Annotated in this window: 19 protein-coding genes and 1 tRNA gene; 11 read left to right on the top strand and 9 right to left on the bottom strand. The window is 54.3% G+C overall.

Annotation, left to right across the window (positions count from 1 at the left end):
- Positions 1–48: 48 nt before the first annotated feature.
- The 8 genes from K5L82_RS09310 (at position 49) to lipA (ending at position 7,055) form a co-directional block, all read left to right on the top strand.
- Positions 49–684: a 50S ribosomal protein L25/general stress protein Ctc gene (locus tag K5L82_RS09310; protein WP_133006332.1), complete on the top strand. Its 636-nt coding sequence runs from the start codon at positions 49–51 to the stop codon at positions 682–684.
- Positions 685–705: 21 nt separating this feature from the next.
- Entirely contained in the window at positions 706–1,296 is a 591-nt protein-coding gene (gene pth / locus K5L82_RS09315; RefSeq protein WP_133006333.1) for an aminoacyl-tRNA hydrolase, read from the top strand.
- Between the two features lie 82 nt (positions 1,297–1,378).
- A complete protein-coding gene (gene ychF / locus K5L82_RS09320) occupies positions 1,379–2,470 on the top strand; it encodes a redox-regulated ATPase YchF (RefSeq protein ID WP_223133907.1) in 1,092 nt (363 codons plus the stop codon).
- Positions 2,471–2,562: 92 nt separating this feature from the next.
- Positions 2,563–2,639: transfer RNA gene (locus K5L82_RS09325), tRNA-Met, on the top strand.
- Between the two features lie 109 nt (positions 2,640–2,748).
- Positions 2,749–3,183 (top strand): PACE efflux transporter, encoded by a 435-nt coding sequence (locus K5L82_RS09330; RefSeq protein WP_133006335.1) that lies wholly within the window; start codon positions 2,749–2,751, stop codon positions 3,181–3,183.
- Between the two features lie 94 nt (positions 3,184–3,277).
- Positions 3,278–4,489, top strand: coding sequence for a serine hydrolase domain-containing protein (locus tag K5L82_RS09335; RefSeq protein ID WP_223133908.1), 1,212 nt, complete (start codon positions 3,278–3,280; stop codon positions 4,487–4,489).
- Positions 4,490–4,600: 111 nt separating this feature from the next.
- Positions 4,601–5,878 carry an O-acetylhomoserine aminocarboxypropyltransferase/cysteine synthase family protein gene (locus K5L82_RS09340; RefSeq protein WP_223133909.1) on the top strand — a complete coding sequence of 426 codons (1,278 nt, stop codon included), beginning with the start codon at positions 4,601–4,603 and terminating at the stop codon, positions 5,876–5,878.
- A gap of 130 nt (positions 5,879–6,008) precedes the next feature.
- Positions 6,009–7,055, top strand: coding sequence for a lipoyl synthase (gene lipA / locus K5L82_RS09345; protein WP_133006338.1), 1,047 nt, complete (start codon positions 6,009–6,011; stop codon positions 7,053–7,055).
- A gap of 81 nt (positions 7,056–7,136) precedes the next feature.
- Here lipA and K5L82_RS09350 read toward each other — a convergent pair whose 3' ends face one another.
- Positions 7,137–7,562, bottom strand: coding sequence for a Spy/CpxP family protein refolding chaperone (locus tag K5L82_RS09350; protein WP_133006339.1), 426 nt, complete (start codon positions 7,560–7,562; stop codon positions 7,137–7,139).
- A gap of 231 nt (positions 7,563–7,793) precedes the next feature.
- Here K5L82_RS09350 and ylqF point away from each other — a divergent pair, with 231 nt between their 5' ends.
- Both ylqF and fnr read left to right on the top strand, forming a co-directional pair.
- Complete coding sequence (ylqF, locus tag K5L82_RS09355; protein WP_223133910.1) at positions 7,794–8,723, top strand: ribosome biogenesis GTPase YlqF; 930 nt, start codon at positions 7,794–7,796, stop codon at positions 8,721–8,723.
- A gap of 139 nt (positions 8,724–8,862) precedes the next feature.
- The gene (gene fnr, locus K5L82_RS09360) at positions 8,863–9,624 is read left to right on the top strand and encodes a fumarate/nitrate reduction transcriptional regulator Fnr (RefSeq protein ID WP_133006341.1); all 762 of its coding nucleotides are present in this window, start codon (positions 8,863–8,865) and stop codon (positions 9,622–9,624) included.
- A gap of 11 nt (positions 9,625–9,635) precedes the next feature.
- Here the strand turns inward: fnr and K5L82_RS09365 are convergent, their stop codons facing one another.
- Positions 9,636–10,508 (bottom strand): SDR family oxidoreductase, encoded by an 873-nt coding sequence (locus K5L82_RS09365; protein WP_223133911.1) that lies wholly within the window; start codon positions 10,506–10,508, stop codon positions 9,636–9,638.
- A 191-nt stretch (positions 10,509–10,699) separates the two neighbouring features.
- Between K5L82_RS09365 and K5L82_RS09370 the strand changes: the two genes are divergently transcribed.
- Positions 10,700–11,056, top strand: coding sequence for a hypothetical protein (locus tag K5L82_RS09370; protein WP_133006343.1), 357 nt, complete (start codon positions 10,700–10,702; stop codon positions 11,054–11,056).
- 29 nt (positions 11,057–11,085) lie between these two features.
- Here the strand turns inward: K5L82_RS09370 and alr are convergent, their stop codons facing one another.
- From alr to rlmB, 7 genes are all read right to left on the bottom strand, one after another.
- Positions 11,086–12,159 carry an alanine racemase gene (gene alr / locus K5L82_RS09375; protein ID WP_223133912.1) on the bottom strand — a complete coding sequence of 358 codons (1,074 nt, stop codon included), beginning with the start codon at positions 12,157–12,159 and terminating at the stop codon, positions 11,086–11,088.
- Positions 12,159–13,565, bottom strand: a complete 1,407-nt coding sequence (dnaB, locus tag K5L82_RS09380) for a replicative DNA helicase (protein ID WP_133007610.1) — start codon at positions 13,563–13,565, stop codon at positions 12,159–12,161. Before dnaB ends, alr begins: the two co-directional genes overlap by 1 nt.
- 147 nt (positions 13,566–13,712) lie before the next feature.
- Entirely contained in the window at positions 13,713–14,159 is a 447-nt protein-coding gene (rplI, locus tag K5L82_RS09385; RefSeq protein WP_133006345.1) for a 50S ribosomal protein L9, read from the bottom strand.
- A 20-nt stretch (positions 14,160–14,179) separates the two neighbouring features.
- Entirely contained in the window at positions 14,180–15,046 is an 867-nt protein-coding gene (locus tag K5L82_RS09390) for a hypothetical protein (protein WP_223133913.1), read from the bottom strand.
- Positions 15,047–15,071: 25 nt separating this feature from the next.
- Entirely contained in the window at positions 15,072–15,302 is a 231-nt protein-coding gene (gene rpsR / locus K5L82_RS09395) for a 30S ribosomal protein S18 (protein ID WP_008937282.1), read from the bottom strand.
- A 24-nt stretch (positions 15,303–15,326) separates the two neighbouring features.
- Entirely contained in the window at positions 15,327–15,749 is a 423-nt protein-coding gene (gene rpsF / locus K5L82_RS09400) for a 30S ribosomal protein S6 (protein WP_223133914.1), read from the bottom strand.
- 242 nt (positions 15,750–15,991) lie between these two features.
- Complete coding sequence (rlmB, locus tag K5L82_RS09405; RefSeq protein ID WP_223133915.1) at positions 15,992–16,729, bottom strand: 23S rRNA (guanosine(2251)-2'-O)-methyltransferase RlmB; 738 nt, start codon at positions 16,727–16,729, stop codon at positions 15,992–15,994.
- Between the last annotated feature and the right edge of the window lie 25 nt (positions 16,730–16,754).

Consider the following 16,754-nt stretch of genomic DNA (forward strand, 5'->3'; position numbering starts at 1 on the left):
CCAAAAGCCTGGTCGCGGGCGGTTCAGATGACGATTGAGGTACATATCATGTCCCAGGAATTTGTTATTGAAGCATTTCCTCGTGACGATCAGGGGAGAGGTGCGAGCCGCCGCCTGCGTCGTGAGGAAAAGAAAATCCCAGCAATCATCTATGGCGAAGGCAAAGATGCCGTTTCCATTTCCATCTGGGAAAACGAGCTGAAAAAAGCTCTGGAAAACGAATCTTTCTTCTCACAGATCCTGACCATCGATCTGGACGGTAAGAAAGAAAGCGTTATCCTGAAAGACCTGCAGCGTCACGCGTACAAACTGCGCCTGATCCACGCTGACTTCCTGCGTGTAGACAAAGATCACGAGCTCGTTGTTCATGTTCCGGTTCACCTTGTGAACGAAGACACCGCTCCTGCGATCAAGACATTCGGTGGCGTAGCCTTCCGTCTGCTGACCGAAGTTGAAGTAGCGTGTCTGCCCAAGGATCTGCCTGAGTTCATCGAGATCGATCTGACCGACGTTGAGCTGGATCAAGTTGTTCACCTGAGCGACCTGAAACTGCCAGAAGGCGTTCGCATCCCTGCTCTGGATGCTGAGCACGACCAGGCTGTTGTATCTATCAACAAGCCGAAAGGCGCTAAGGCTGATAACGCCGAAGACGCTGAAGAAGCTGAGGAAGGCGGCGAGGAGTAATTACTCCGGAGGGACTGGCATATGGCACAGGATATTGTCATGGTTGTTGGCTTGGGTAACCCCGGCGCCGACTACGAGAATACCCGCCACAATGCCGGCGCCCTGTTCGTCGAAGCTCTGGCCCGCGATGCGGGTCAGACGCTCCGCCCCGAAAAGAAGTACCACGGGCTTTACGCTCGCATTCATTGGCAGGGCCTTGACCTGCATCTGCTCAACCCCAGCACGTTCATGAACCGCAGCGGCCTGGCCATCAAGGCACTCGCGGATTTCTTCAAGATCGCGCCTGAAAACATCCTGATCGCCCACGACGAACTCGATATCGCCCCCGGCACAGCCAAACTAAAAAAAGGCGGTGGTCACGGCGGCCATAACGGGTTGCGCGACGCTATCGCACATCTGGGCACCAAAGATTTCCAACGTCTTCGAATCGGCATCGGCCACCCCGGCGACAGCCGCAAGGTGACGGGTTACGTTCTTGGCCGCCTCGGGAAAAAAGAAACCGAGGAACTGAACGCAGTCACCGACGAAATCATGCGCGTACTTCCGGATGCAGCCAGCGGCAAACTGGCAGCGGCCATGAATCGCCTGCACAGCTTCAAACCGACAGCCTGATCACGTCACAACCCCTTACTCGCACCTATACCGATACACCGGTATAATCCGCGCAAATTATCAGTTCCAGCAGAGGCATTCCATGGGATTTAACTGCGGCATTGTCGGCCTACCAAACGTCGGCAAATCAACCTTGTTCAACGCTCTCACCAAAGCCGGCATCGGCGCCGAGAACTTCCCGTTCTGCACCATCGAGCCGAACGCTGGCGTAGTCGCTATGCCCGACCCGCGCTTGACGAAACTGGCTGAGATCGTCAAACCCGAGCGCGTGGTACCCACCACCATGGAGTTCGTGGACATCGCCGGTCTGGTTGCTGGTGCGTCCAAAGGCGAAGGCCTTGGCAACCAATTCTTGGCGAACATCCGCCAGACCGACGCCATTGCACACGTTGTTCGCTGCTTTGAAGACAGCAACGTCATCCACGTTGCCAACAAAGTTGACCCGGCTTCCGACATCGAGATCATCAACACCGAACTCGCCCTTGCCGACCTCGACACTGTTGAGAAGGCGATCAAACGCGTACAGCGTGTTGCCAAGAGCGGCGACAAAGACGCCAAAGCCCAGCTCGAGATGTTTGAGCAGCTGCTGCCCGTCCTGAACGAAGGCAAACCCGTGCGCAGCATGGATCTCGACGCAGATCAGCTGGCACTGATTCGTGAGCTGTGCCTGCTCACCATCAAGCCAACCATGTACATCGCCAACGTCAGCGAAGACGGCTTCGAGAACAACCCTCACCTCGATGTCGTTCGCGAAATTGCCGCGTCTGAAAATGCAGCCGTCGTCCCCATCTGCAATAAGATCGAGGCCGAAATCTCTGAACTGGAAGACGATGAAAAAGCCATGTTCCTGGACGAAATGGGCATGGAAGAGCCGGGACTGGACCGCGTTATCCGCGCCGGCTACGCACTGCTAGACTTGCAAACCTACTTCACCGCAGGCGTGAAAGAAGTCCGCGCATGGACGGTTCGCGTTGGTGCCACTGCCCCCCAAGGCGCAGCGGTTATTCACACCGATTTCGAACGCGGCTTCATTCGAGCCGAAGTCATCGGCTATGACGATTACATTCAGTTCAACGGTGAAGCCGGAGCAAAAGACGCCGGTAAATGGCGCTTGGAAGGCAAGGAATACATCGTTCAGGACGGCGATGTTATCCACTTCCGCTTCAACGTGTAATTTTTCGGGAATTTTTGGCCAAGAAGCCTTGACAGCTTGAGGCCAAATGCCGAAAATACGCGCCTCGTTTCGGGTGATCCCCAAAACGATTTGGCAAGGTAGCTCAGTTGGTTAGAGCACAGCACTCATAATGCTGGGGTCGGCGGTTCGACTCCGCCCCTTGCTACCAGTATTCGAAGGGCCACCGTTCACGCGGTGGCCCTTTTCTGTTTTGAGGACGACCTCACCCATTCCGGGAGATTCGTGCGGGACGACCCGCTTTGCATGGCAGCCTTGCTATGAGAACTACCAAAGACAGAATTCGCCAAGCCCTTTCCTTTGAAGTTATTGGCCTACTGATATCTACACCTCTCGCCGCTTTCGTTTTTGACTTCGACCTCGGCCAAACCAGCGTGCTCGCCGCGATTGGAGCGACCATCGCCACGGTATGGAACTACCTCTACAACCTAATGTTTGACCACAGCCTCAAGCGCATCACAGGCACCACCCGAAAAACTCTGAAGGTACGCGTCATACACGCAATCGGTTTTGAATTCGGTTTGATGCTGGTGTTTCTGCCCATCATTGCCTGGTGGATGGAAATCGGGCTATTAGAAGCCTTGATCGTTGATATCGCGTTTGTCGTGTTCTATCTCATCTACGCCTTCGTATTCACCTGGTGTTATGACACCGTTTTCCCGGATAACGAACAACCGGCGGGCCTCACCGAATAGCGGATCGACTCCGCTCGCCGGCCGCAGTATTCTGTATAGCCCGACCATCTTGGATCGGGCTTTTTTGTTTTTATACCTTCTGGAATCTGCTGCCATGCCTGAAAACATCGCGTCCGGCTTATCCATCAACGCTCTCGAGCGACTCACACGCCATTTCGATGAACGCTACATCCAACCCGGCAAGCTACCCGGCGCGGTATGCTTGGTGGCCCGTCACGGCAAAGTGGTCTGGTCTCAAGCCCAAGGCTTCATGGATGTAGAGCGAAACCGGCCGATGCAGAGGGACACCCTATTCCGCATCTATTCCATGACCAAACCGGTTACATCGATTGCCATGATGCAGCTCTATGAACAAGGCAAATTCCTGCTAAACGACCCGGTGCACAAGTACATCCCTTCATGGCGGAATCTGCGAGTTTATAAAAGCGGCAGTTACCCAGACTTTGAAACTGAACCGGCCACCAAAGCGATGACCATTCGGGATTTGATGACCCACACTTCGGGCCTCACCTACGGCTTTACCGAGCGCACCGAAGTAGATGCTGCGTACCGCCAGCTGAAGCTGGACGGGAGCCCGATTCTCACGCTGGAAAAATTGGTAGAAAGACTGGCCGAGCTACCTCTGGAATTCTCGCCCGGGACGGCCTGGAATTACTCAGCATCAACCGATGTTCTTGGATACTTGGTCGAAGTACTTTCCGGCAAACGGTTGAACGAATATTTTGATGATCACATTTTCCAGCCACTGGGGATGACCGACACCGGCTTTTACGTGCGCCCTGAACAACAGCACCGATTTGCGGCCTGCTATCTGTATCAGCCCGGCGATACCATGAAACTACAGGACGACCCGGAACGCTCAAAATTTTTGAAGCCACCGCGTTTCCTATCTGGCGGCGGCGGACTGGTCTCCACCATCGACGACTATCACAAGTTCGCTCAGGCGCTGTGTCAGGGCGGCGAGTATCAGGGACAGAGAATTATCGGGCGCAAAACACTGGAGTTCATGCGCCGAAACCATCTGCCCGAGAATCAGGATCTCCCTGCGCTGTCTGTCGGCGGGTTCAGCGAAACACCCTACCAAGGCAGCGGCTTCGGGCTGGGCTTCTCGGTAAAAACGGATGTCGCGGCTTCTCATACCGTCGGATCTGAGGGTGAATTTGGCTGGGGCGGATTAGCCAGCACCAGTTTTTTCGTAGACCCCGAGGAAGATTTGGTGGTCATCTTCATGACACAACTGATGCCATCGTCGTCTTATCCTATACGTCAGGAGTTACGGGCTTTGGTATACGGCGCCATGACCTGAAACACACCCACAAAACACCTTAAGTACAACCACCTATTCGATGATCACGGCCTGTGGCATACTCGGCCTCCTTAGCCAATAACCAACAACTCATCAGCAAGGAATGTTGTCATGAAACCAGCAACTCTCGCCCTGCACGCCGGCTTTAAAAGCGACCCGACAACCAGGGCTGCAACCACGCCGATTTACCAGACCACGTCATACACCTTTGACGATACCCAACACGGCGCTGACCTGTTTGATCTGAAAGTTCAAGGCAACATCTATACTCGCATCATGAACCCCACCAACGCGGTTCTGGAAGAACGCATGGCCGCCCTGGAAGGCGGCATTGGCGCGCTGGCCGTTGCTTCCGGCATGGCAGCTATCACCTACGCACTGCAAACCATTTGCCGCGTTGGCAATAACATCGTTAGTACGGGTCAGCTGTACGGCGGCACCTACAACCTGTTTGCACATTCGCTGCCTAACCAAGGCATCAACTGCAAGATGGTCGCCCACGACGATTACGAAGGTCTGGAAAACGCCATTGATGACCAGACTCGCGCCCTGTTCTGCGAATCCATTGGTAACCCTGCAGGCAACGTTGTAGACATCCAGAAGTGGGCCGAAATTGCCCACAAGCACGGCATTCCGCTGATCGTGGATAACACCGTCGCTACGCCAGTTCTGTGCCGCCCGTTCGAACACGGTGCCGACATCGTGATTCACTCACTGACTAAGTACATTGGTGGTCACGGTACAACGGTCGCGGGCATTGTAGTGGATTCCGGCAAGTTTGACTGGAAAGGCAACGCCGACAAGTTCCCGATGATGAACCAGCCCGATCCGTCCTACCACGGCGTGGTCTACACCGAAGCGTTGGGCGAAGCCGCTTTTATCGGCCGCTGCCGTGTCGTGCCGCTACGTAACACCGGAGCCGCTCTGTCGCCGTTTAACTCTTTCCTGATCATGCAGGGCATGGAAACGCTGGCACTGCGCATGGAACGCCACTGCTCGAACGCTGAGAAAGTCGCCCAGTTCCTGCAAGACCACCCCTCGGTCGAGTGGGTAAACTACGCCGGTCTGGCAAACAGCCCCTACAAGGCAACCTGCGAGAAGATTTGCGATGGCAAAGCCTCTGGCATTCTGAGCTTCGGAATCAAAGGGGGCCGCGACTCCGGAGCCAAGTTCATCGATGCATTGGATCTGATCCTGCGTTTGGTCAACATCGGTGACGCCAAGTCGCTCGCTTGCCACCCAGCCACGACCACCCACCGTCAGCTTGACGCAGACGAACTCAAGAACGCGGGTGTGAGCGAAGATCTGGTGCGCTTGTCCATCGGCATCGAAGATGTTGAAGACATCATTGCCGACGTTGCGCAGGCTCTGGAAAAGTCCCAAGCCTGATTTGCATCAACCGGGTACGACCAAAGTCGTGCCCGGTACCCTCGTGATTGCCCGTATCCACCTTGTAACTGTACGCCCTGCCCTTTAACCTTTAGAGCTCACCTTTTCTAATTCGAGAGCTCCCGACGCCATGAGCGACAGCGCAAAACCCCGCATTTCCAGTGGTTCTAAATTCCGCAACGAACACGGTTTCGCCGCCATCAAAGACGGCGTAAAGCGAACAGTCTCAAATGCGGAAGACAAACCTCTGGAGCGCAAGCCAAAATGGCTAAGAGCGCGCATGCCCGGGGGGGAACGCTTCGAAGCGGTACGTCGCAACGTGTCAGAGCATCGTTTAAGCACGGTTTGCCAAGAATCCCACTGCCCGAACATCGGCGAATGCTGGACCAACGGTACCGCCACCATCATGGTGATGGGCTCTGTTTGCACCCGTGCCTGTAAATTCTGCGCCGTCGACACCGGCAACCCGAAAGGCTGGCTGGATGCGGAAGAACCGGAGAATACCGCCAAGTCCGTTGAGCTCATGGGCCTGCGCTACATCGTGCTCACCTCTGTAGACCGGGACGACTTGGAAGATGGCGGTGCAGCTCACTACGCGGCCTGCGTGTCGTCTATCAAACAGCGCACACCGGAAGTTGCCGTGGAAGCCCTGACACCGGATTTCGATGCGGTGATGAGTGATGTTGAAAAGGTGGTGGATTCCGGTCTGGACGTATTCGCCCAGAACGTCGAAACCGTAAAGCGCCTGACCAGCCGTGTCCGTGACCCACGCGCCGGTTATGAAAAAACTCTGAGCGTTCTGGCCCACGCCAAGAAGCATCGGCCCGACGTGCTCACCAAGACCAGCCTGATGCTGGGCCTCGGTGAAACCGAGGAAGAAGTCCTTGAGACGATGGATGACCTGCGCGCTATTGGCGTGGATATCCTGACCCTCGGCCAATACCTTCGTCCTACCCCGAATCATTTGCCTGTAGAGCGCTACGTGACGCCGGATGAGTTCAACCGGTTCCGAGAGATCGGTTTAGAGAAAGGCTTCATGGAAGTACCGTCAGGGCCGATGGTGCGCTCCAGCTACCGGGCCGACCGGGTGTTCGATAAGAACAATCTGGGGCTGACGGTACCGGAAGTTCCAGAACCTCCCCAAGCTATGCAGATTCCTGTCAAACACGTGGAATAAGACTCACCATTAAATAAGCCGCCGGAGCGTTACTCGGGCGGCTTATTTGATTCTATTTGGACTAGCGTCAGTAACTGACTATTACTGAGACTGTTGCATTTGCTGCTGCATCTGTTGCTGCATTTCCTGCATCTTGCGCTCAAGCTCGTCACGCTGCTCTTCAGTGAAAACCGCATCGACCTTGGCTTGCATCAGAGCGGAAAGTGCCGCGATTTCACCGGTCACATCACCCAACTTTTCAGCCTGCGAACGAATGTTGTCTTCGTCATAATCAGCCTTAATTTCACCTTGAAGCTCACGCTGTAGGCCTTGGGCATCCTGACGCAGTTCACCCAGCTCGCCTTCCATCTCGCTGATGATGCCGCGAATTTCGGCCTGCTGGTCATCCGACAAACCCACCATCTGCGCCAATTGGGCAACTTGGTCCGTTTGTCCCTGCTGGGCAATTGCCGGCATAGACAAGCTAAGGGCTACCAATGCCGAACCAATAATCTTTTTCAGTTTCATACTACACTCCAAATTTGAGTGGTGGATGCACCACAATACGGTCAATTTACGTTTCAGTGCCTGTTACCCTAAATCATTCATGCAAACGATTTCACCCCGATACCCCTGCTTTTTGTACAGTTTTTTGTGCCGTCCGCCCGTACCCCGCACCACGCCGGCATCTCCGAAATGTGAAAATTTAGTCATTCCACTGCATAATGACGACTTTCCACACCATACGGAGCAGACATCATGGCCATTAACTGGTTTCCAGGGCATATGCACAAGGCCCGAAAGGAGATCAAAAAAGTCATGCCCCAGATGGATCTCATCATCGAGGTTGTTGACGCCCGACTCCCCTTCAGCAGCGAAAACCCGCTGGTGCCATCGCTACGTGGCGACACGCCTCTAATCAAAGTGCTGAACAAACGGGACCTGGCTGACCCGGAAATTACGGAACAATGGCTGGAATGGCTGGAACAGGAACGGGGAGTGCGTGCCATCACCCTCACCCACAATCAGCGCCAGGAAGCTTTGAACATTCTCAAACTCGCCGAGGAAATGACACCTGACCACGACCGGCAGAAAAGCGCTTTGCGGGTGATGATTCTGGGTATCCCAAACGTTGGCAAGTCCACCTTAATTAATACTCTAGCGGGCCGACCTGCGGCGAAAACCGGTAACGAACCTGCGGTGACGCGTGCTCAACAAGCCATCAAACTCCCGGACAATGTTCTGCTGTACGACACGCCCGGTTTCCTCTGGCCAAAATTATCACCCGAGCAGTGTGGCTACCGTCTTGCGGTTAGCGGTGCAATTCGTAGCGCCGTACTGGATTTTGAAGACGTTGCCATGTTCGAGGCGGATTATCTGGTAGATGCCTACCCGGAATTAGCCATGTCCCGTTACGGCCTCAACGAATCCCCACGAGACGGGCTGGCGTTGATGGACGCTATTGCCGCAAAGCGTCGTTTTTTGGGCCGAGGGGGTGTACCCGACCTGCACAAGGTTTCCGAAGTGCTCATCAATGAGTTCAGGGCTGGCACCATTGGCCGGATTTCACTGGAAACACCGGCGGTGGTCGAAAAAGAACTGGCAGAGGCCCGAGCTTTAGCAGAAGCCGAAGCGGCACAAAAAGAAGCCCAAGAGCAGGAACGCAAACAGAAAGACCGCAAACGCTAGATCCTAGGAATTAAGCACAAATACCGGTAGCTCGTACATTCATTTTAGAGCTATCTTATTTTGGTATACTTGCTGAACGCTTAACAAGTCGTCGTCTTCGGAGCGCTTGTTTACACAATTTCATTCAGGTTTTTTGGTTATGGTTAAGGCAATTCCGCTTCGCTCTGTTTCTCCGCTCAAAGCCTCTTGCAATCAGTGTAGCCTGAGCAATCTTTGCCTGCCTCTTGCGGTCGAGGAAAACGATCTGGACAGCCTGGAGAACATTGTTCAGCAAGGGAAGATTTACAATCGCGGCGAACACATTTTTGACCAAAGCGCACCGATCAAATCCTGTTTCGCTGTAAAGAGCGGCTCGATCAAAACGTCCATCATTACGGAAAGTGGCGAAGAGCAAGTGACAGGCTTTTTTATGCCGGGCGAGCTTGTCGGCCTGGATAGTTTGGGCGGCGACCAATACGCCTGCACAGCAAAAGCTCTGGAGCGCACTAACCTGTGTGAGTTCCCTATGGATAAGCTTGAAGAGCTCACCATCAAGTTGCCTGAACTTCAGCACCATATGTATCAGCTGATGAGCAAGGAAATCCAAAGCAGTCACCAGCTGGCTATGCTGCTCAGCAAAAACACTGCGGAAGAACGTATCGCAGCGTTACTTCTTTCACTTTCCAGTCGCTTCCGCCGCCGCCGGATGTCAGGCACGACCTTTACTCTGCCCATGCCAAGAAACGACATTGCCAATTTCCTGGGGCTTGCGGTTGAAACCGTCAGTCGAGTGTTTACACGTTTTCAAAGCCAAGGCATCTTACGGGCGAAAGGGCGAGAGGTTGAACTTCTCGATGTCGAAGCCTTGCAGACTGTGACGCACGAAGTGAGCAAGCAAGCCTGCCGGTCATCGCAATCCTAAACGAGCCCAGCTTATTGAGCTGGCTCGTTTTCGGCCTTTGCCGCGGCTGTCGCTGTCAAAAACTCTTCTTCCAACCAACGCCGCCAAGGCAACTGCTTTATGCCAAAGGTATTGCGGATTTTAGTGCACACCATGGTTGTATTCACGGGCTCTAGACAACCCCAGCCCGGCATTTCATCCACTACCCGAATGCCTTCCGGTATACCCGGCATATCGGCGATAGCTAACCCTAATTCGTAAAGGGATATCTCTTCCGCCCCCGCATATTGGTAGGTCCCCCAGACTTCTGCGCCACAATCCAGCTGCATAATGATAGCGGCCATGACACGCGCCAGATCCTTCACGGCCACGGGTTGGCCGTGACAACGGCCTGGTAGGGGTAGCGACTCCGCATTAGCGCTGTTTTCGTAAACTTTTTTGGCAATTCGGGCCAGGCTCCACCCGGTCCGTAAAATAATATGCCGTGGCAACTGACTGCGTAATGCTTGCTCGCACTCCCATTGCCAGCGTCCCAATTCATTAATTGGCTGGCCGGGATTGGAGGCAATATAAGCATCTTGTTTGCGGCCATCAAACACATAACACGACGACAACTGAAGCATGGCCATACCGCGCTCCAGTGCGTGGCCGGCAAGAGCCAACGGCAGTGAGAATGCGGCTTCATGAGCGGCTTCACGGTCAGCTTCAGCCAGTTCAGGATCGCCTAACCACAGTGCGTTAACGATCAAGTCCGTGTCATTCGGAATCCAGCTTGCCAACGCATGCAAATCCACCTTCGCAGGATCGCTTATCAGCAGAGGACTAACCCGCAGGTGTGAAGCCCGCAAGCGGTCAAGAAGCACCCGGCCTAACAGACCGTAATCGTGAACAACTAATACATGCACGGGAATTCACTACCTCCGAATTTCGCTGATATGACAGGGGCTAATCCACTTTAAGGCCAATGGCCTTAACGAAGGTTTTGCTGCACCATTCATCGCATTGTATAACCGCTGACCTACTGTCAGTACGAACCACGCTCCTCGCAGCAGACCCCTTGCGCTGCCACCACGAGCATACAACACCAGGACTGATCATGCTGAAACAACAAAGCCATATTGTTGCTCCCATCCCTGACGAACTTCGCACCCGAGCTCTGTACACGGTGAGCGAGCTGAAAGCGCGCGGCAAAGCCGACAAGGAAGCCATCGAAAAGCTGTACAACCTGATTGTAGACCTGACCGAGAACGGCCTTGATTTCTTCTTTCTGGAACCGTTACGGCGCCTGAATGCCGGCAATATGACCATGAGCATGGCCAAAGTCGGCATTAGCAGCATGCTCAAAGGCAGCAAAATGGTGGTTCACAAAGTACTGAAAAAACTGAACGACCAAAGCCTGACCTCTATCCTGGAATTCATCGAAGAAATCATTCACGAACCTGAGGCACAGTAGGCTCGGTTATCGCCTCTCGGGACTGGCAATCAGGAGCAGTCCCGGGGCACCCTAGCCGTTACTCCTGTTAGTAGCTCGTAACCAATGGTACCAGCACAGGCAGCCACTTCGTCTACACTGACCGTCTTACCCCACAGCTCGACCATGTCGCCTTCCTGAGCCTCGGGTACACCCGTCAGGTCAACCGCCAGCATATCCATCGATACCCGGCCAAGAAGCCCAATGCGCAGCCCTAGAACGGCCGCAGGCGTTCCTGTGCCAGCATGGCGCGGATATCCATCGCCATACCCGACAGCCACCATACCCATTCGCGTTTCCGATTCCGCCACCCAAGCTGAACCGTAGCCTATCGATTCCCCCGGTTTGACGACTCGCGTTGTAATCAAAGGCGCCTCAAGCGTCATGACCGGCTTTAGCCCCAAGTCAGGTCCGGTTTTACCCATTATGGGAGACCCACCGTAAAGCATGATGCCCGGCCGGCTCCAATCGTAAAGCGGCTGCCCAGGCAGAAAATGCGCTGCGGAATTACCCACACTGCGCATCAGCGACGGCCAAGCCTGTGTAGCCTGCTCAAATATACGGGTCTGCTCCTGCGTCATGGAGCTCGAGGTGTCGTCGGCGCATGCAAAATGAGTCACGAAGCCTTGCAGTTCAGCTCGCTGCCCCTTCTCATCAAGTGTTGCCATGACGCCAGACAGCTCCGAAGGCCTGAAGCCTAACCGATTCATGCCGGTATTCACTTTCAACCAATACGCTGGCGCGGGACTTGTGGCTAACCACTCCAGTTGCTGACTGTTGTGCAATACCGGCTCGAAACCTTGCTGAAAACACAGCTCCAGATCTTCTCGCCGGTGCACCCCCTGCAGCATGACAACTGGCTGATGTAAACCAGCGGCACGTATCTCCAGCGCTTCTTCAAGACAAGCCACTGCATATTTTCGGGCATCGCTGGCCAGCGCCCGCGCGACCGCCTGAATGCCATGGCCATAGCCGTCAGCTTTGACCACCGCCATCGCCTGCGCTGAACCTGCTTTGGCTCGCGCCAGTTGGTAGTTGAACTTCAGTGCATCCAGATCAATTCTGGCAACAGTTGCGCGCGGCATTAATAGTCACCACCGTAATCGCCGTAATCCCCGTGGGCCAAGTCTTCGAACTTGGTGTACTTACCAATAAAGGCCAGCCGGAGAGTACCGATCGGACCGTTCCGCTGCTTACCAATGATAATTTCTGCGATGCCTTTATCCTGAGTGTCTTCGTTATAGACCTCATCCCGATACACAAACATGATCACGTCGGCGTCCTGCTCGATCGCACCGGATTCCCGAAGGTCAGAGTTCACGGGCCGCTTGTTGGGGCGCTGCTCAAGACTCCGGTTAAGCTGAGATAGCGCCACCACAGGGCAGCTTAGCTCTTTCGCAATGCCTTTCAGAGATCGAGAAATCTCAGAGATTTCCGCAGTTCGGCCTTCTGTGTTTCCGGGCACCCGCATCAACTGGAGGTAATCGACCATGATCAAGCCAATTTTACCGCCGTTTTCCCGGGCTATCCGGCGCGCTCGAGAACGCATTTCTGTGGGGCTCAGGCCCGGGGTGTCATCAATATACAGAGGCTTATCTTTCAGAAGGCTGACCGCCGATGTCAGGCGCGGCCAGTCGTCTTCTTCGAGCTTACCACCACGAACCTTGGTCTGGTCAATCCGCCCCAGAGAAGAGAGCATACGCATGGCCAGAGCATCCGCGGGCATCTCCATGCTGAACACCAGAATCGGCGTACCCGAACTGATCAGGGCATTTTCCACGATATTCATGGCAAAAGTGGTTTTACCCATGGATGGACGACCAGCAACAATAATCAAGTCTGCGGGCTGCATACCCGAGGTCTGGTCATCCAGATCCCGGAACCCTGTCGTCAAGCCAGTGGTTTGCTCACCCGATTCGAACAATTCCTCGATGCGGCTAAGCGTTGTCGCCAAAATCGGGTTAATGGCTTTGGGGCCTGACCCTTCTTTGGTGCGCGCCTCAGCTATCTGGAAGACACTGCGTTCTGCCTCATCCAGTATTTCACTACTTTTTCGGCCTAGCGGATTAAAGGCAGAATCGGAAATCTTACCGGACACCTCAACCAGTTGGCGCAGAACAGAGCGTTCGCGCACGATATCCGCATAGGCTGCGATGTTAGCAGCACCGGGGGTTTTCTCTGCCAATTCGGCGAGGTAAGAAAGGCCGCCCGCGTCTTCAATATCTCCGGCCCGCTCGAGAAATTCAGCCAGGGTAACGACATCCAAAGGTTCGCTTTCACTGGCGAGCCGCTCGACGGCACCAAATATCAAACGGTGATCCTGGCGATAGAAATCAGAGGCCGAAATCATTTCTGATATTTCGTCGAAACGTCGATTATCCAGCATCAGGCCACCCAATACGGCCTGTTCTGCTTCCACCGAATGGGGTGGAACTTTGATACGACTGGTTTCTGAATCAAGAGATGCAGGTTTAGGAGAAGGAGTTGCCATAGACACCAGACACGTAAGGAATGAAAACAGGACTACAAGAATACCAGAAACAAACAAGCCCGAAACCGTTTCCGGCTCGGGCTTGTTGTAGACCACTAAAAGCCTAGGCTTCCGCGGTCGCTGAACTTACCTGCTGAGATTAACCGATTACTCGGCAACAACCGCCAGCTTGATGGTAACTTCAACGTCAGAGTGCAGCTGCAGCTCAATGTCGTACTCGCCGGTGGTCCGCAGTGGGCCTTCTGGCAGACGAACTTCACTCTTCTCGACTTCGGTGCCGCCAGCAGAAACAACGTCTGCAATATCACGAACACCGATAGAGCCGAACAGCTTACCTTCGTCACCAGCCTTGGAGCTGATGGTGAAGGATCCGCCTTCCAGAGCTTCCGCACGGGACTGGGCAGCAGACAGCTTGTCAGCAGCGGTTTTTTCCAGCTCAGCGCGACGCTCTTCGAACGCCTTTACGTTTGCTTCCGTAGCAGGTACAGCCTTGCCGTACGGTAGCAGGAAATTACGACCGTAACCGGCCTTTACATTTACCTTGTCGCCCAAAGTGCCAAGGTTTGCAACTTTCTCGAGCAGAATAACTTCCATCTCGTTAACCTCTTCGTGCTTTATTCAGCCGGTCCGGTTGGCGCTATGCGCTCCCGAATATCCAGCCAGCTATCCACAAAAGCCAGAACCAACAACAGCATCATTAGATTCAGACCCAACAGCCCCAACACAATGTAAAACGCGAACAGCGCCTGACCGCCCCACTGCTTACGACCAACCACACCATGAACCAAGGCTAAACCTGCCACCAGTAGTGGCATGCCTGCAGCCCAGGCCACAAGTACCGGATTCAGTTCCAACAACGAGCCCGACACCATGGTTACAGCGCATACCACCGCGATGGCTGGCGACAATCTGAAGGCATGAAATTCTCGCTGGAAACCACCGGGGTTATCCAACCCTGCCTGCCAGGATCTCGCCAACAGGGCCATGGCAATCGCTATGGCGAAAGCCGAGCCCGCGATGCTGGCGCTCATCGCGCTTCGGATGATTCCCTCCAGATCGCTACCCAGAGACTGAACCACTTCAGCGTTGTATTGGTCGTAAAAATCGACACCTATCTGAACGAGTTCATTCAAAAGTGCCGAATACATCACAGGCATCATCAGCCCGCTCAGTATTGTCAGAAAGGCGCCGGATAACAGCGCGTTTTCCCAAGACAGCGATGCTCGGAAGACCGATGCAATCAACATCGTTTGCAGCAACACAAACAGTGCGGTTGGGTTCTGGCCATAAACGGCCCAACCCAATGCAGGCAAAAGTGCCCAGAGGCCAATAGTAAGCCCCTGCCGAATCCCCTGTCGCATTATGACAAGGGCCGTAACTGCTGCGCCTATCCAGAACAACAAAGGAACAATAGTAGAAACTACTGCAACTCCGCCGGCCTGCATGGGACCGCGCATTACATACTGTGCCAGTGCACGCATGGTCCCGGGTCCTGTCTATCTGTGCTTAGTGGTCGTGACTATCCGTATACGGCAGCAGTGCCAGGTAGCGGGCACGCTTGATAGCGGTAGCCAGCTGACGCTGATAACGTGCTTTGGTGCCGGTGATACGGCTGGGCACGATTTTGCCGGTTTCAGTGATGTAGCCTTTCAGGGTGTCCAGATCCTTGTAATCGATCTCTTTAACACCTTCTGCCGTGAATCGGCAGAATTTACGACGTCTGAAAAAACGAGCCATAACTTAACTCCTAACTCCGATGAATTACTCTTCTTCGCCTTTGGACTCAGTGCTCTGGCTTTCGCCAGACTCAGCCTCAGCCGAACGGCGTGGACGATCTTCTCCGCCGGAACGACGGTCCTCACGGGACTCAGCGGCTTTCATCGGAGACAGATCAGTAACGGCCTCGTCGCGACGCAGAATCAGCTCACGGATGATGGCGTCGTTGAAGCGGAAGTTATGAGTCAGCTCGTCCATCGCAGCCTGTGAACATTCAATGTTCATCAGCACGTAGTGAGCTTTGTGAATCTTGTTGATCGGGTATGCCAGGTGACGACGGCCCCAATCTTCCAAGCGATGTACCTGACCGCCATCTTCAGTGATGAGGCCGGTATAACGCTCGATCATCGCGGGCACTTGCTCGCTCTGATCCGGATGTACCATAAATACGATTTCGTAGTGACGCATGAGTTCTCCCTACGGGTTAAACAGCTTTCGGCTCAGATGATTCCTTTCGGAACCACTCCAAAGCATGGAAAGCAAGGAGGTGACAGCTAAGCTGCCGGCTTCTTTTTGCTTTGCTGACAAGGCTTTGTATGAAATTGCCTGATCAAAAGCGAGATTCTGATCCCCTGAATCCAGGCAATACAAAACCACCCCTTCTAAAAGGGGTGACGTATTCTATGCCCGCAAGGGTTATCGTGCAAGGATTAACCGGTTCGTTGGCGCAGCGCTTCGTAAAGACACACGCCCGTCGCCACCGAGACATTCAGACTATCAACATGGCCGTGCATCGGAATGTTCACCAACTGATCACAGTGCTCACGAGTAAGGCGACGCATCCCCTTACCTTCCGCTCCCATCACCAGCGCCACCGGCCCCTTAAAGTCAGCCTGAAACAAATTGGCATCTGACTCGCCTGCCGTGCCAATGAGCCAAACACCCTGATCTTTCAATTCGCGCAGAAAGCGCGCCAGATTGGTGACTCGTACAAACGGTACAGTTTCAGCGGCGCCACAGGCCACTTTCCTGGCCACAGGCGTCAAACTTGCCGACTTATCTTTCGGCACGATAACGGCCTGCACACCGACAGCGTCTGCAGTGCGCATACACGCGCCCAAATTATGAGGATCGGTTACACCATCCAGCACCAACAGGAACGGCGGCTTGTTGCTCGATGCCAGCTGCGCCAGCAAATCTGCCTCGGTCCATTCGCGACTTTCCGAGACTTTAGCTACCACGCCCTGATGCACACCAGACACTCGCTCGTCTAATTCACGGCGATGCACAACACTCCAGCGCACACCCAAGCCATCCAGCGCCTCGGTGACCGATTTCACACGTTTGTCCTGCCGGCCGGTTTGGATCCAAACGCGCAACAAACGCTCTGGCTCCCGCTTCAGCACTGCGTCCACGGCATGCCAGCCAAATACATATTCCTGAGACACTTGCGATTAATTCCTGTGTTGCTGG

Origin of the sequence: Marinobacter sp. AL4B, from assembly GCF_019916045.1 — a bacterium.
In the GTDB taxonomy this organism is placed as follows: domain Bacteria; phylum Pseudomonadota; class Gammaproteobacteria; order Pseudomonadales; family Oleiphilaceae; genus Marinobacter.